Below are 14,686 nucleotides of genomic sequence, written 5' to 3' on the forward strand. Positions count from 1 at the left end.
TCACCAAGGCATTTCATTTCCTAAGTAATCTCTGTACAGCGGCTTATCGGACGGTTCATTCGGCTTTAGCTCACGGATGCGTTCGATGATATGAGCTGCAGATTGATCGGCGGTTAAGGCAGCTTCGGTATTTAACGTCCCGCTCATATAGGATTGAACCCAGCCGGGATGGAGGAGCAGAACTTGCCCGCCGGCTTTCTTCACTTCGTTATGGATTAGTGCTCCTTGCATATTCAGCGCTGTCTTCGACATGCAGTAGCCAAACCAGCTTGTACGCTCGCAATCGGCAATGCTGCCGGCTTCCGACGATATGGTGACGAACAGCTTAGCGCTGCTGCGAAGCACAAGCGGAGCAAGCGCATTGGTGACGCGCAGCGGTCCAAGCGTGTTTACATTGAACACCTGCTGCATGTCGGCAAATGGAAGCGGATCCATAATTGTCGCCTGAATATCGCCTAATATCCCGGCATTATTGAGCACCACATCCAAGGTGTCCGTGATGGCGGCTATTTGCGCTGCTGCCTCGGCCACGCTTTGGTCGCTCGCAACGTCAAGCTTCACCAAGCTGAGCGAGTTCTGAACCTCGGAGGCCAGCTGTTCAAGCTGCGAACTTTGATCCAAATAATGACCTGCTATTACGTCATACCGTTCATGCAGCAGTCCCTTCACAAGCGCGAAGCCAAGTCCGCGATCGGCGCCTGTTACGAAAGCATATCGTTTCATCTAAGCAGTCCTCCTTGAGCGAGCGATTCGTGGAAAATATCGTACCTTTTTCCATTTTACTCTTTTTCAGGCTGCTGCTAAAGGGTAATATGGGTTATGTAAGCGAATTCCAACATTCGACAAAAGGTGGCTGCTGAATTGACATCCTATTCGCACATTATGGGTATTCCGGTGCCTAAGCTAACGATGAAAGAAACGATTGCCTTAATTGATCAAGTTATAGATGAACGTCGACCTGAATTATTTCATGTCGTAACGCTCAATCCCGAAATCACCATGTCCTGCCAGCACGACGCGCAGCTGCGCAATATTGTAGAGGAAGCAGGTCTGCTTACAGCAGATGGCATCGGCATTGTAATGGTTTCCCAGCTGAAGAGAAATCCGCTTCCCGAGCGGGTAACCGGCTGCGATCTGCTGCTGCAGCTGCTTCAATTAGAAGGGACAAATGCCAGAACGTATTATTTGCTTGGCGCAAGCAAAGAAACCAATCAATTGGCGGCGGAAGAGATCGAACGGAGTTATCCCGGTGTGAAGGTAATAGGCAGACATCATGGTTTCTATAGCGAAGCTGAAGAGGAACGCATTATTGGGGAGATTGAAGGGCTCAGCCCGGATATCTTGGTCGTTGCGCTAGGCGCGCCCAGATCGGAGCGGCTGATACACCGCTATAAGCATAAACTTAACGCGCGCGTGGCCATTGGTGTCGGAGGCAGCTTGGATATTATCGCCGGAACCGTCAAGCGGGCGCCGGCAATCTGGCAGAAGTGGAATGTGGAATGGCTGTATCGGCTGCTGAATCAGCCGTCCCGATGGCGCAGACAGCTGATTTTGCCGCGTTTTGCATTTCGGGCATTGATGTATAAGGACAAGAGCTAAGGCTGTACGCCTTAGCTCCGAAGCAGACTGTGTAATTGTTCAGTTAACTCGGCGCTGATGGGACTCATCGGGAGACGTAAGGAAGCCGAGTCTAATAGGCCTTGCTCTGCCAGGACCCATTTCAACGGTGCGGGATTAGACTCTTGAAACAAGGCATGAATCAGTGGAGAGAGCGAGTTGAACAGGTGCTGGGCTTCCGTCATCTCTCCTTGTGTTACATGCTGGAATAGTTGCACAAACAGCTCGGTGCGAACATTCGCGGATGCTAATATGCCGCCGGATGCTCCGTGGGCTAACATATCCAAGTACGATTGATCATTGCCGCAGAGGATCGGTTTCGTATCGGATTGTACAAGCCGGGTCAGGAGCTGCGTGTTGCTTGTGCTGTCCTTCAATCCGATCACGCCTTGTAAATCGAGAATGCTGCGCACCGTTTCCGGTGTTAACTGCAGCCCCGTGCGAGCCGGGACTTCATAGACAATAACGGGAATTCCGACATCAGCGGCTCTGCGAAAATGCTCAAGCACGCCATCTTGCGAAGGACGGCTGTAATAGGGCGTGACGACGAGGACAGCATCCGCCCCTAGTTCAGCGGCAAGTACGGTTCGCTGTATAGTGGAGCGGGTGCTGTTCGTTCCGGTACCGACTATGATCGGCAGCTCTCGGTTACACGATGTCATCGTCTGTTTGGTCGCGGCAACGAGCATAATCACTTCTTCCCATGTCACCGTCGGCGCTTCGCCGGTTGTACCGTTAATGACGAGGCCTTGTATGTTATACTGCAGCAAATTGGCCAGATAACGCTGGTAGGATTCCAAATCCAGGTCTTCTGTAGGTAAGAATGGTGTAATTATAGGCACGAAAGTTCCGGTTAAATCACGTTCATTCAGCATGACAGCATCCTCCTAAGATCGCGTTGCTATCACTTTAACATGTTCTTTCGCATCACAGTTATCTATAATAAGTGATATGGGTTATCAATAATTTTGAAGTGGTGACAATATGGATCTTACTTATTTTCAGACCTTTCGCGAGGTTGCGTTCCATCAGAGCTACACCAAAGCAGCGGGAGAGCTGGGTTATGCGCAGTCCAGCGTTACGATGCAAATCCAGAAGCTCGAGCAGTTGTACGGGGTAAAACTGTTCGAACGGTTTGGTCGAACACTAAGGCTTACGCTGGCAGGAGAGGAACTGCTCAAGATTTCCGTTCAAATGCTGCATCTGTTTGAACAGTCGAAGGGGATGCTGGCCGTTCAAGGCGGGGGAACGTTGACGATCGGGACGATTGATTCGCTTGCTTCGTATTATCTCCCGCCATTTATTCAGCATATGAGGCAGCGGTATCCGGCTCTTACGATCCGAATTCAGCCGGATCGCGAAGCTGCCATCGTGGAGAAGGTGCGGGAAGGGGAGTATGATCTCGGACTGTTATTGGAAAATAAGCCGGCTCATACCCCGCTGGCTTGGACAGCTATACGCGAAGAGCCATTGGTTCTGGTAACAGGAGCCGGACATCCTTATGCAGCGGTTGAAGTCATAAACCTGGCGCATCTTCAAGACGCGGAGTGGCTGATGTCCGAGCCGAGCTGCAATTATCGGATGATGCTGGAACGGGTTTTGCAGGAACAAGCCATCCCGTACCGCGTTGGTTTGGAGCTCGGCAACCCGGAAGCCATTAAACGCTGTTTAAAGTCCGGATCCGGTATTGCTCTGCTGCCTAGAATGGCTGTGCAAGAAGAGATTAATCGCGGGGAGTTGGCTGTACTGCCTTTCTCTCATGCGGATATCAGATTGGACTTGCAGCTTATCCTTCACCCGAAGAAATGGATCTCTCGTGCCTTACAAGACTTTATCGAATTGCTGCATTAAGGGGCTTACATGAGAAGGATCGGCCTATTGGCATTCATTTCTCGTTATCCAGCGGAGAGTCGCAGAGATATCGACCTGTCTATCAAGCGTTGAAATTGTCCGATTTAGTGGATGAGGATGGTTACTTTCATCGTGACGTTTCTCTCATCGAGCAGCATGCGGATCCGGAGGAAGTTCGCAGGGAACTGGAAGCGCAGATTCAGCTTGCCCTATCGTTTGGCATCGACCTGACCCATATGGACAGTCAAGGCGACACGCTGATGGGATTGGCTGGAGGACGAGAATTTCTTGAAACCGTGTTCGATTTATGCGAGAAGTACAGACTTCCATTCAATTTGCCGACTCGCATCGTAGAGCAGTCCTTTCTGACTACCGCGATGAAGAGGATGTTTCAGGCAAGAATAGTTGCCGAGGATGTCAGAGGTCATCTGATGAGAGAACGTATTCAGCTTGTTTCATGGAAAGAAATCAGAGATTTGCAGAGAAACCAACTCTAAATGACTAGCTGACTTCTGCTTCTAACAGAAGTTGTTCCAGTACGAGAGCCACGCCGTCATTATCATTCGTATCCGTAACCTTATACGCAATTTCTTGCAGCTCACGAATGGCATTCCCCATGGCAATCGGATACCCGCAGATTCGGAACAAGCCGAGATCATTGTAATCATCGCCGAAAACGATAATCTGTTCCGCAGTGATGTTTAAACGGGAGCAAACCATCATCAGCGCTTGTTCTTTGGTCGCTTGGATGGACATGATCTGAACGAGTTGACCGGCATCGGTGTGGAGAATATTCGCGCGCTTGCCATACTGGTTTACCAGCTCATCAACGGCACTGAAGTTCGTAACCAATAACTTTGAAGCTGCCAGCGAAGCAAGCTCCTCTAACGAGAGTAACGCAGGTCGTTCATGTACTTTAATCAAAGCGCTGTAATCTAATTCCTTATTGCTATACCATTTATCGCTGGCTTCCACAGAAATCTGAGGCATGCATTCACACGACTCCAAATAGGCGATGAGCTCACCGAGAAGCAATGGATCCAGCGGAAAATGTTCATGCATCTCCAAACGTTCACTTACGACCAGCGCTCCATTGTAATAAATCATAATGCCCAGATCTAATAATTCGGCAGGCAGGAGCTGCATAATCGCGCGAGGCGGTCGCGCGGTAGCGATAATGACGGGGATATTGCGTTCGCGGCATTGCCTCACAGCGCGTAAGTTGCGAGGGCTTACTTCTTTATTGGAATTTAAGAGCGTACCGTCGAGGTCGAGAACAATAGCAGCAGCTTGCATCATGGATCCCATCTCCTTGTAGCAAAGAGCAGTCTGCCGGCGCGGCAGACTGCTCTTATACCCGATTTATTATTTCGTACCCGTGATCAAACTGTGAGCGGGCATTTCATTGCTGTCAAACATACTGATGTTCGCGCCAAGGGAACGGAAGGAGCCGACTACATCCTCATAACCGCGATCGATATGCTGGACGCCTGCGATTGTGGTTGTACCTTCCGCGCGCAATCCGGCAAGGATTAAGCAAATGCCCGCTCTTACATCCGAAGCGTGCACCAAAGTACCGTGCAATACGTTGCCGCCGTTAATAGAGGCAACGCCGGAGCGGATCTTAATATCCGCACCCATGCGGATGAGCTGGTGAGCATGATTGAATCGAGCCGGATAGATCCGCTCGCCGATGATGCTTTTGCCGCGGGCTTGGGTAAGCAATGCGGTTAAAGGCTGCTGCAGATCGGTTGCAAAACCCGGATACATGGCCGTGCGCACTCTTGTCGCACGAAGGATTCCGGTTGAATGAGCGGTAATGGCGTTATCATGCACATCCAGCTCCATCCCAATTTCGCGCAGCTTCGCCAAGCAGGAAGAGAGATGCTCGGGAATCACATTGTCCACGGTAACCGAACCGCCGGTAACTCCGGCAGCCATCAAGAACGCACCGGCAATCAGCCGATCCGGTATAACGGTATAGGAACCGCCGTGCAGGGAAGCAACTCCTTCAATGCGAATGGTATCCGTTCCGGCTCCGGTTATTTTGGCGCCTAATACATTAAGCAAATTCGCGGTATCCGTGACTTCCGGATCACGAGCCGCATTAAGCAATACCGTCGTGCCTTTTGCCCTTGCAGCTGCCATCATGACGTTAATCGTTGCGCCGCAAGTAATCATATCAAAGTAAATCGTCGCACCATGAAGCTCCTTGGCTTCGACGGTGTATGAGGTTGGATTAAACGTGAATGAGGCGCCCATCATCTGCAGCGCTTTAATATGTTGATCCATTGGACGGCTGACGAAGTCATCGCCCCCCGGATATCCGACGGAAACCTTACCGAACTTAGCCAGAAGCGAACCGACGAAATAATACGCGGCGCGGAAAGAAGACGATTTGACAGGATCGAGCACAGTGCTCGTAATATTACGAGGGTCCATCGTAATGGCACCTGATTCATGATGCTCGACTTGAAGACCGATTTCACGGCTCATTTCATAGATTACCCGTAAATCCGCAATGTCCGGAATACCGTGAAGCGTGACCGGCTCATCGGCCAAACAAACTGCTGCAAGCAGTGCCAGTGAGCTATTCTTGGAACCGGGGATATGAACGCTGCCATGAAGAGAGTCGGACCATTCCACTTTAATTGCTTTCATCGTTTACGCCTCCGCTTGAATAGTGTTCATCGGCAATGATGACATTGACGTTACGGTTCTCACATTCCTGAATAAATGGATCGGGAGCCTTCTGGTCGGTAATAAGCAAGTTAATTTGCTGCAAGGGGACAGAGGTGGCAAAGCTTCGGACGCCGATTTTCTCATGAGGAGCGAGACAAATTCTTCGCTGAGAGGCATCGGCGACGGCGCGAATCAATGCGGCATTCTCGGGTGTTGCGACACTGATGCCGTTCTGTGCAATGCCGCCGCCGGTAATAAATCCGATATCGAAATTAAAGCGGCCGATCATTTCGACGGCAATGACATCGATTAAGCTTTCACCGGCAGCCCGAAGCTTGCCGCCAACAAGGTATGCTTCAATATGAGTCATGGATCGAATAGATTCTGCAATCATGAGTGAATTCGTGACAACGGTATAAGGGAGGTCAGTGGGCAGATATTTCAGCATGCCGTACTGAATGCCGGCTCCGCCAATAAAGATCGTGTCGTTCCGTTGAATGTAAGAGGCCGCCAATTTGGAAATGGCATTCTGATGTGGCGCGCCTTCCCCGTAGCGAATGTTCTTCGGCTGCGGTTTGGCACGAACTTTATGCGATTCGTTCGGAGCTAGCGGAATCGCACCTCCGTATGTTTTCTGAAGGAGGCCTTGCTCCTTCATGATGGTTAAATCACGGCGGATAGAATCGATAGAAAGCTGGAATTGTTGGGCCAGCTCTTGCGCGACGACTCTTCCGTCCTTGGCAAGCATCTCCAGGATGCGCTGCCTTCGTTCCTCAGCGAGCATTGTGACCTCCGCGGCGTTACGTTTAGTAGAACTCTTTTGCCTATATCCTATTCCGTATTGTTCATTATTGTCAACCGAATTATTCGGTTTTCTTCATGGTTGTTCATGATTAGTGACGAAAAGGAGAAGAACATGAATATTACACGCAATGAATTATGTATTCGGCAGTGGGCGGAATCGAATGCAAGCTCTTTGGGACTGCAGCAGGGAATTGAAATCAAGGTTACTTATATTTACAATCCAGGTGGATTTGTGAATCAGTCCTATCGGATATCGGATGGGAAGACGATGAGGCATCTCAAGCTCGCGCCTGACGCGAGAATGCATCGACTGCAGCAATGGGCGGCTGTCAGCGAGCAGCTGTCGAACCGGTATCATGCTCCCCGGCTAATCCGCGAAATAAGAGAAGAGATCATACCCGGTTATCGATATGGGCTGGTGTTCGAATATATTCATGGCGAATCTTTGACATCGACCTCGAATCCGGCGGAAGCGATTCCGAAAGTGCTGATCAAGCTGCATCAGCTGCATGGCGATCAAGAGCTTGCATCTGCGCTGGTTCGCAGTGACGAACCGTTTACATATGCAGATGCTTTCGCTGACGCTTATATCGCACGCTTCCTGGAAGATATGGTTACGATTAGAGATGGGAAGCATTTGCTTCATTTTGTAACCGAGGAGACGCTGGATTGGTTTGATGCCGAGATTGAGGCATTGCGAGCGACCGTATACGCTCATCCGGCTTTCAACAAAGCAGCAAACGATGTTGTGCATAATGATCCGGGCTGGAACAATGTCCTCGTGGATGAGCTTCATGAGATCTGGGTGATCGATTGGGATGACTTGTCTGCCGATGGCGATGCGGCGATGGACTATTCCGTTCTGTTATGGCCGCTCTATCACTCGGCTGATTGGCCTTATTTGCAGGCGCAGGTAATTGAGCAAGCTGGTGATGAGCTGTATGCGCGGCTGTCGATCTATTTTCGAGCGAGCCTGCTGGATGACGTGATCGACATTCTGGCTGATTACGTGGATTCGGAGTCGATACCGGAGCTGAGAGAGAAGACGCAAGCAAGGGCACAAGCGATACATCTGCGCGCTTATCCGGAGTATTTGAGGTTATATGCCAGAGCCAATCAAGGGGAGTAGGATGAAATGGCCTTGAAGTCATATTTTGCTCAAAATCAAGATCTTGCAACTCAGATGAATAACCTAATTCGGATTGTTCAATTGAACCCCGTTCTTCAGCAGGTACTAGTGAAGTCAAAGTCGCTTCAATTGGAGCACTATTACGTTGGGGCAGGCTGTGTGACGCAAACGGTCTGGAATTATTTGTGCGGGCGGCCGCTGAATGAGGGCATTAAAGATCTGGACTTTGTCTATTATGACGAGGATTTGTCCTACGACAAAGAGGGAGAGGTCATCGACAGAGTCGGAGTCTTGTTCGGAGATCTGCCTTATGAGCTGGACGTTAAGAATCAAGCCCGCGTTCATCTTTGGTATGAGCATGCATTTGGCTATCCGATTCCGCCGTATGGATCACTGGAAGCAGCCGTTAATCATTGGCCCTCAACGGCGACTGCGCTTGGGCTAAGAAAAGATGCGGATGGCACCTGGAAAGTGTATGCGCCATTTGGATTAAATGATCTGTTTGGGTTGATCGTACGAGCCAATAAGGCACAGATCACGGAGCCATTCTATGTGCAGAAAGCTGCGAAATGGAAGGCGAAATGGCCGGAATTAAAGATTATTCCATGGAATGAATAATAAAGTGGAGGAGAGTCGCTTGTCGTGTTTGTGAAGCAGGATCAGCTGCCACTTAATAACTCTTGCACAAATTGGAAAATATAAACTCCATATTTTCTAGCTTGTGGAAGGGGCCAATGTACGATGAGCGTTTCCGGAAAATCGAACAATCGAGAGGAAATCGTCGATGCGATCAAGCAACGGGCAAACCGATTGGAGCAGCCTGCGGATCTTCAGCATCTCGCGAACGCAGCAGGCGGATCGAAATTTGTGTTACTGGGCGAAGCAAGCCATGGAACGAGTGAGTTTTACACGAATCGGACGGCACTCTCTCAAATGCTGATCGAGCAGCATCAATTCAGTTTCATCGCAGTGGAAGGGGATTGGCCCTCCTGTTATGAAGTGAACAAATACGTCAAGCATCACCCCGAGGCCAAAGGATCCGTCGACGAAGTGCTGCAAGCCTTCGATCGATGGCCTTCCTGGATGTGGGCGAACCGGGAAACGGTGGAGCTCATTACCTGGCTGCGCGAATACAACCGGGAGCTGCCTGAGCAATATCGAATCGGATTCTATGGCCTTGATGTGTACAGTCTGTGGGAGTCCATGGATGAAATTATCAAGCATTTGAAGAAGACGAATTCGCCGGAGCTTGCTGCAGCGCTGAATGCCTTCTCCTGTTTCGAGCCGCATAGCCGGGATGGTCAGAACTACGGCATGTCTGCTGCCTTTTTCTCGGAGCTGTGCCAGGATGAGGTTCTTCAATTATTGAGAGAGTTGGAAGCGAAGCGGAATCGAGCCGCCGGCACGCATGAAGCGTTGTTGAATGATGAAATCAACGCGCTGGTTGCCGTTAACGCGGAGCGATATTATCAGGCAATGGTGAAAGGCGGCCCTGATTCGTGGAACATTCGGGATCGGCATATGGTGGAGGCGCTCAATCGCGTGATGCAGTTCTATGGTCCTTCCGCAAAAGCCATTGTATGGGAGCATAACACCCATATCGGAGATGCGCGTGCTACAGACATGGAAGCGGACCATATGGTGAATGTGGGTCAGCTTCTCCGAGAGCAAAGCGAAGAAATCGAAGTGTACGCCATTGGTTTCGGAACGTTCAGCGGCACTGTCATTGCAGCCGATGCTTGGGAATCTCCGGCCGAAGTGCTGCGTGTACCTGAAGCCCGGCGCGGCAGCTGGGAGGAGCTGATGCACGAAGCGGGTCCGTATGACCAGTGGCTCATTTTCCGAGGCACGGATACGGAAGTCTTTCACCATACGTACGGCCATCGCGCGATCGGCGTGGTCTATCATCCTCATTATGAGCGAGGGAATTACGTTCCAAGCGTGATGGCGGAGCGCTATGATGCTTTCGTGTATATCGACCGGTCCAACGCGCTTCAGCCGTTAGTGCCGGCTACGGTGTAAGGTTGAAGAATCGTAAATACAAATATTTACAACTAAGAACGTATGTTCTATACTGAAGGAGGATGAATTTAGAAGAGATAAGGAGCGATTATATGAACCGCGTCGTTTTGTTTGAATTGGGCTCACAAGATCCGGAAGGGGCAACAACCTTTTATTCGAATGTGTTTGATTGGACTATGGAAGAACCCAACTGGGACTATTGGCCGGTGAAGACGGGATCAAGTGAATCGGGCGGAATCGATGGTGGAATTGCACGAGCCCCTAAGGATATTTCACAGCGCGTTCAAGTTACGATTCAAGTAGAGTCCATTGAAGACACCATTGCTAAAGCCGTAGAGAACGGCGCAAAGCTGGATCTGGATAAAATGGATTTCGGCGGTTTCTATCTTGCATATTTGTTTGATCCACAGGGCATTCGGTTTGGACTGATTCAGCACAAATAGCTCCATATGAATAGCCGGCAACGCGATCTTATCGATCCTCCTTAAACCCATCGTCATGACAGTGACGCTGGGTTTATTTGCATTCAGCTTGGAACGAGCTTCACCTCACAGGAGAGCTTGTATGCTATGATGGAGATATTTGGGACGGTTCTTTCTGAATAATCAATCATCGGCAGGAGTGGGATCCAATGACGATTACGATTATGGCAAATGGGGTATTAAGAAAGAGCGAGCGGAATCCGAGGTATTTTGAAAATGGTTCGGGAAACATCATCCTGTTAACCGGTTCGCATACATGGGCGAACCTTCAGGAACTCCGATTAGAGGGTGAACCGGCGTTTGATTACGAGGAATACCTCACCATGATGACAGAGAATAACCATAATTTCATGCGGTTATGGCAGTGGGGTCACCCGCTCTATGCACCGTGGACGCTTGATAAGGTATATATCGATCCGATGCCGTACATGCGGACGGGAGACCAGGCAGCTCATGACGGGCTGCCCCAATTTGATTTGACGAAATGGAATGAGATGTATTTTGCGAGAATGCGGGAACGTGTTGTGCAAGCCGGGGAACGCGGCATCTACGTGTCGGTGATGTTCTTCGACGGCTGGTGCCCGAAGAATGCGAGGGCGGGCAGCGATCCTTGGCTCTCTCATCCCTACAATCGAGCTAATAATGTGAATGGCATTCATGGGGATTCCGGCGGCGATGGCCGGACGGATATGTATAGCATGGAAATTCCGTCAGTTGTGGAGCTGCAGCAAGCATTTATTCGCAAATGCATCGATACGCTGAATGATTTGGACCATGTGCTCTTCGAAATTATTAATGAGGTCGAAAACTCGGAGCGTGCACTGAAGTGGCATTCCCACATGATTCAGTACGTTCATGACTACGAGTCGAAGCTGCCCAAGCAGCATCCGGTCGGGATGACGGCAATAGGCGGCGAGCAAGATAACTCCATCTTATTTGCCTCCGGTGCCGATTGGATATCGCCGGGAAAAGGACCGAATCGGGAATATCAAATGAATCCTCCTGCCGGCGATGGCAGCAAGGTAATCATTACCGATACCGATCACTTATGGGGGCATGGAGGAAACTATCATTGGGTGTGGAAATCATTCCTTAGAGGCTTGAATCCCATATTCATGGACTCGTGGTGCCCGGTTCCGGGTTCTCCGCTGCCGGATTATCCGGGGAATGTGAAGCTGAACTCGCGCGATTATCCCGATTGGGAGCCTCTCCGCCGAAATATGGGCCATATCCGGCAATACGCCGATCGAATCGGCCTCGAACACACAGTACCGAATGAAGAGATCGCCAGTTCCCGTTATTGTCTTGTTTCTCCGATGAACGGTATGCTTGTTTACGCCGAGCACGCTCAAGAGACGTTGACCATCGATCTTAGTGAGGCTCCGGGCAGTTGGCAAGCCGAATGGTTCGATCCCGTGAGCGGTGCTGCCCATACGGCTGCATCGGTGCTGGGCGGATCAAAGGTTGATTTTGCGATTCCATTCGCGGGCGGAACTGTACTTTACCTATTTCAAGAGAGGGGTACTTAGCATGATTACGTTTAATCGATTCAGTCAACTTCCGGCTAATGAGATCGTCGCCCTTTGGAACAAGGGCTTCGAAGGGTATTTCACCAATGCTGCCATGAATCTCGATCGTTTTATGGCGCGCACGGTCAGCGAAGGGTTGTCGCTTGAGCATTCGCTCGCAATGATCGTGGACGGAGAACCGGCCGGGTTTGTGATGAACGGCTTTCGGACCACGAATGAGGGGAAGACAGCCTGGAACGGCGGTACGGGAATTGCCCCCGCTCATCGAGGCAAAGGCTACGGAAAACAGCTCATGGCGCAAAATGTACAGCTGTATCGCGAACAAAATGTCAATCTTGCACTCCTCGAAGCCATTATTCAAAATGAACCGGCGATTAAGCTCTATCAAGGCGCCGGCTATCAAATAACGGGACAGCTGGTTTGTTCGATACTAGAGGATGCCATAGATCCGAGCTTACTGCTGCCCAGTTTCCCGCATCGGTTTGTGATCAGGCATGCGAAACCGCGCGACGCCGGAATGCTCTCCTTCTATAACCATGATGCGGCTTGGCAGACCGGCTGGCAAAGTTTGAACGATGGAGAATGCTGCATCATCGCCGATGGCGAAGAGCTCGTGGGTTATGCGTTGTATAAGCGTAATTATAGCGAGGACGGCTCATTGGCTTCTATTGTGCTCTTGCAATGTGAAGCGGCGCCGAGAAGAACGGATTCAGGCAAGATTCTCAAAGCGCTGCTCAAAGAAGTGTTCAGTCCGCTGGAAATGCCCTATAAACGAATGACGCTAAACATCAGGGATACCCACGATGAACTGCTTGAGCTGCTGGATCGACTTGGTTTTATGCCCTATATCGAACAGGTGCATATGTCACTCCGCCTATGATGGACAACTTGCAAGCGCTCTATTGAATGGCTTATGATTGGAATGGAAATGCTGCAATGATCTGTAAACATATGAAGGAGTGATTATTCATGTTCGACATTATCATTATCGGAGCAGGCCCTGCAGGCGCAAGCGCAGGATTATTCGCAGCCAAGGCTGGCAAGAAGACACTTCTGATCGACAGCGACAAGAGTATGACGAAGAAGGCATGGATCGAGAATCATTACGGTCTGCCGGAAACGACAGGTCCTGAGCTCGTGGAGACAGGCAAGAAGCAAGCAGTAAAATTCGGTGCAGAGCTGATTCAAGATACAGTAGTGAATGTTACGAAGAGCGAGAACGGATTCAACGTCGCGACGGAATCGCAGCAATACGAAGGCAGCCATGTTATCGTGGCTACGGGTATCTCGACAGATCTGGCCGAGAAGATCGGATTGTCGGTCAAAGAAGGCACGGAGCCGCGTATTAAACAAGTATTCGATGTGGATGCCAGCGGAAAATCGAACGTTGACGGAGTCTGGGTAGCAGGGACGGCGGCCGGCGTTAGCGTGCATACGATCATCACTGCAGGCGATGGCGCTAAAGTTGCCATTAACGTTATCAGTGAATTGAACGGAACGCGTTACGTGGATCATGATTTGCTGAAATAAAGCGAAGCTAAATGGAATAGATCGTCAACAAAAGGAACTGCTCTTAGGAGGAGTTCCTTTTGTTTGTGCGCCTGAATACGTATAGGCATGAGAGGAGAGATATGCATGATCTATGTCGTACAGGGCGGAGATACCTTAGAGCGTATCGCTGACCGTTTCGGGTCAAGCGTCGCGCGGTTGCTGGAAGTGAATGTGATCTGTGATCCGCAGTTGATTCTGGTAGGTCAACCTCTGTTGATCCCGGATGCTGGAATTGACTACCAAAGGGCAGGCGGCTATCCCTATTATGTCGTTCAATATGGGGATAGTTTAACCTGCTTAGCGCCTCAATTTCATCAATCGCCGGCTGCCTTAGCTGCGAGTAATCGACTATCGATAGCCGCTCCGTTAACGGTCGGAAGTGAGCTTCTTGCAGGCTTTACCGCGCCGGATCCGATGCGCTTAGCTTCCGAATGGGCAACAACCGCCACATCACCGGATTGTGATCTCAATTCCATGCAGCAGCATGGCATCTACTATATCGGTTCGTTTCAATGGGAGACACTCGGAGAAGCGGCGGTTCCGTTCCTGGTGCCTCTTCTGAAACACCGTTGCGATACCGTTCGCTATTACACCGTCATGAGTCTGGGGCGAATCGCAACAGGCGATGCAACCCGGGCTGCTTTAGAATCGGCGATTCAAGATCAAACGCCATATGTGGCGGAGCTTGCGAAGCTGGGTCTGCGCCGTGCGAAACTCGTGCCGGAGGTGACCAAACGAGTGCATCTCTTGACTGCGGATCAACGTTTGTACGCAGAGCCGAACGGAAGCTCCGCTTCCATTCCGCTACCCGCCGGCACCGAGATCTTCTCGATGAGATGGAACATTCCAAGCGGTACGAATGAAGAAGGTCCAAGAGGCGGACTGGAATATTACGATCAGGTGCAGGTTCGGAGTACCGGTCAAGTCGGCTATTTGGGCCGGGTCGGCTTCAATGATGCAGAGCTTATTTAACGGGATTAACTAGTGGAAAAAGTACAATAACTACTGGAACCAGTTCA

The 14,686-nt window shown here is 50.4% G+C and carries 16 protein-coding genes; 11 read left to right on the plus strand and 5 right to left on the minus strand.

From position 1 onward, the window contains the following. Entirely contained in the window at positions 1–723 is a 723-nt protein-coding gene (locus I8J30_RS14245) for an SDR family oxidoreductase (protein ID WP_210658694.1), read from the minus strand. Positions 724–861: 138 nt separating this feature from the next. Between I8J30_RS14245 and I8J30_RS14250 the strand changes: the two genes are divergently transcribed. Then, complete coding sequence (locus I8J30_RS14250; protein ID WP_240548076.1) at positions 862–1,599, plus strand: WecB/TagA/CpsF family glycosyltransferase; 738 nt, start codon at positions 862–864, stop codon at positions 1,597–1,599. Positions 1,600–1,610: 11 nt separating this feature from the next. Here I8J30_RS14250 and dapA read toward each other — a convergent pair whose 3' ends face one another. Beyond that, positions 1,611–2,492: a 4-hydroxy-tetrahydrodipicolinate synthase gene (dapA, locus tag I8J30_RS14255; protein ID WP_210658696.1), complete on the minus strand. Its 882-nt coding sequence runs from the start codon at positions 2,490–2,492 to the stop codon at positions 1,611–1,613. Between the two features lie 109 nt (positions 2,493–2,601). Between dapA and I8J30_RS14260 the strand changes: the two genes are divergently transcribed. Continuing rightward, positions 2,602–3,468, plus strand: a complete 867-nt coding sequence (locus tag I8J30_RS14260) for a LysR family transcriptional regulator (protein WP_210658698.1) — start codon at positions 2,602–2,604, stop codon at positions 3,466–3,468. Further along, positions 3,423–3,965 (plus strand): ChbG/HpnK family deacetylase, encoded by a 543-nt coding sequence (locus I8J30_RS14265; protein WP_210658700.1) that lies wholly within the window; start codon positions 3,423–3,425, stop codon positions 3,963–3,965. Before I8J30_RS14260 ends, I8J30_RS14265 begins: the two co-directional genes overlap by 46 nt. 4 nt (positions 3,966–3,969) lie before the next feature. On the opposite strand, the gene I8J30_RS14270 is transcribed toward I8J30_RS14265, so the two are convergent. The 3 genes from I8J30_RS14270 to I8J30_RS14280 all read right to left on the minus strand — a co-directional run bounded on the left by I8J30_RS14270 (position 3,970) and on the right by I8J30_RS14280 (position 6,934). Continuing rightward, entirely contained in the window at positions 3,970–4,767 is a 798-nt protein-coding gene (locus tag I8J30_RS14270; protein ID WP_210658702.1) for an HAD family hydrolase, read from the minus strand. A gap of 66 nt (positions 4,768–4,833) precedes the next feature. Then, a complete protein-coding gene (gene murA, locus I8J30_RS14275) occupies positions 4,834–6,129 on the minus strand; it encodes a UDP-N-acetylglucosamine 1-carboxyvinyltransferase (RefSeq protein WP_210658704.1) in 1,296 nt (431 codons plus the stop codon). Then, on the minus strand, positions 6,116–6,934 hold the full coding sequence (locus I8J30_RS14280) for a DeoR/GlpR family DNA-binding transcription regulator (protein ID WP_210658706.1): 819 nt from the start codon (positions 6,932–6,934) through the stop codon (positions 6,116–6,118). Before I8J30_RS14280 ends, murA begins: the two co-directional genes overlap by 14 nt. A 132-nt stretch (positions 6,935–7,066) precedes the next feature. Here I8J30_RS14280 and I8J30_RS14285 point away from each other — a divergent pair, with 132 nt between their 5' ends. The 8 genes from I8J30_RS14285 (at position 7,067) to I8J30_RS14320 (ending at position 14,639) form a co-directional block, all read left to right on the plus strand. Continuing rightward, positions 7,067–8,083, plus strand: a complete 1,017-nt coding sequence (locus I8J30_RS14285; protein ID WP_210658708.1) for an aminoglycoside phosphotransferase family protein — start codon at positions 7,067–7,069, stop codon at positions 8,081–8,083. Between the two features lie 6 nt (positions 8,084–8,089). After that, positions 8,090–8,701: a nucleotidyltransferase family protein gene (locus I8J30_RS14290; RefSeq protein ID WP_210658710.1), complete on the plus strand. Its 612-nt coding sequence runs from the start codon at positions 8,090–8,092 to the stop codon at positions 8,699–8,701. A 123-nt stretch (positions 8,702–8,824) separates the two neighbouring features. After that, positions 8,825–10,105: an erythromycin esterase family protein gene (locus tag I8J30_RS14295; RefSeq protein ID WP_210658712.1), complete on the plus strand. Its 1,281-nt coding sequence runs from the start codon at positions 8,825–8,827 to the stop codon at positions 10,103–10,105. A gap of 92 nt (positions 10,106–10,197) precedes the next feature. Further along, complete coding sequence (locus I8J30_RS14300; RefSeq protein WP_210658714.1) at positions 10,198–10,548, plus strand: VOC family protein; 351 nt, start codon at positions 10,198–10,200, stop codon at positions 10,546–10,548. 188 nt (positions 10,549–10,736) lie between these two features. Beyond that, positions 10,737–12,116 (plus strand): DUF6298 domain-containing protein, encoded by a 1,380-nt coding sequence (locus tag I8J30_RS14305; RefSeq protein ID WP_210658716.1) that lies wholly within the window; start codon positions 10,737–10,739, stop codon positions 12,114–12,116. Position 12,117: 1 nt separating this feature from the next. Further along, on the plus strand, positions 12,118–12,996 hold the full coding sequence (locus tag I8J30_RS14310; RefSeq protein ID WP_210658718.1) for a GNAT family N-acetyltransferase: 879 nt from the start codon (positions 12,118–12,120) through the stop codon (positions 12,994–12,996). Between the two features lie 89 nt (positions 12,997–13,085). After that, a complete protein-coding gene (locus I8J30_RS14315) occupies positions 13,086–13,646 on the plus strand; it encodes an FAD-dependent oxidoreductase (protein ID WP_210658720.1) in 561 nt (186 codons plus the stop codon). Positions 13,647–13,751: 105 nt separating this feature from the next. Beyond that, a complete protein-coding gene (locus I8J30_RS14320) occupies positions 13,752–14,639 on the plus strand; it encodes a LysM peptidoglycan-binding domain-containing protein (protein WP_210658722.1) in 888 nt (295 codons plus the stop codon). The last annotated feature ends 47 nt before the right edge of the window (positions 14,640–14,686 follow it).

Origin of the sequence: Paenibacillus lignilyticus, from assembly GCF_017942085.1 — a bacterium.
In the GTDB taxonomy this organism is placed as follows: Bacteria; Bacillota; Bacilli; order Paenibacillales; family Paenibacillaceae; genus Paenibacillus_Z; species Paenibacillus_Z lignilyticus.

Coding starts and splice junctions, on each gene's coding strand:
- I8J30_RS14295 (WP_210658712.1), top strand. CDS start 8,825: ATGAGCGTTTCCGGAAAATCGAACAATCGAGAGGAAATCGTCGATGCG.
- I8J30_RS14300 (WP_210658714.1), top strand. CDS start 10,198: ATGAACCGCGTCGTTTTGTTTGAATTGGGCTCACAAGATCCGGAAGGG.
- I8J30_RS14290 (WP_210658710.1), top strand. CDS start 8,090: ATGGCCTTGAAGTCATATTTTGCTCAAAATCAAGATCTTGCAACTCAG.
- I8J30_RS14270 (WP_210658702.1), bottom strand. CDS start 4,767: ATGATGCAAGCTGCTGCTATTGTTCTCGACCTCGACGGTACGCTCTTA.
- I8J30_RS14285 (WP_210658708.1), top strand. CDS start 7,067: ATGAATATTACACGCAATGAATTATGTATTCGGCAGTGGGCGGAATCG.
- I8J30_RS14280 (WP_210658706.1), bottom strand. CDS start 6,934: ATGCTCGCTGAGGAACGAAGGCAGCGCATCCTGGAGATGCTTGCCAAG.
- dapA (WP_210658696.1), bottom strand. CDS start 2,492: ATGCTGAATGAACGTGATTTAACCGGAACTTTCGTGCCTATAATTACA.
- I8J30_RS14305 (WP_210658716.1), top strand. CDS start 10,737: ATGACGATTACGATTATGGCAAATGGGGTATTAAGAAAGAGCGAGCGG.
- I8J30_RS14245 (WP_210658694.1), bottom strand. CDS start 723: ATGAAACGATATGCTTTCGTAACAGGCGCCGATCGCGGACTTGGCTTC.
- I8J30_RS14260 (WP_210658698.1), top strand. CDS start 2,602: ATGGATCTTACTTATTTTCAGACCTTTCGCGAGGTTGCGTTCCATCAG.
- murA (WP_210658704.1), bottom strand. CDS start 6,129: ATGAAAGCAATTAAAGTGGAATGGTCCGACTCTCTTCATGGCAGCGTT.
- I8J30_RS14310 (WP_210658718.1), top strand. CDS start 12,118: ATGATTACGTTTAATCGATTCAGTCAACTTCCGGCTAATGAGATCGTC.
- I8J30_RS14265 (WP_210658700.1), top strand. CDS start 3,423: ATGGATCTCTCGTGCCTTACAAGACTTTATCGAATTGCTGCATTAAGG.
- I8J30_RS14315 (WP_210658720.1), top strand. CDS start 13,086: ATGTTCGACATTATCATTATCGGAGCAGGCCCTGCAGGCGCAAGCGCA.
- I8J30_RS14320 (WP_210658722.1), top strand. CDS start 13,752: ATGATCTATGTCGTACAGGGCGGAGATACCTTAGAGCGTATCGCTGAC.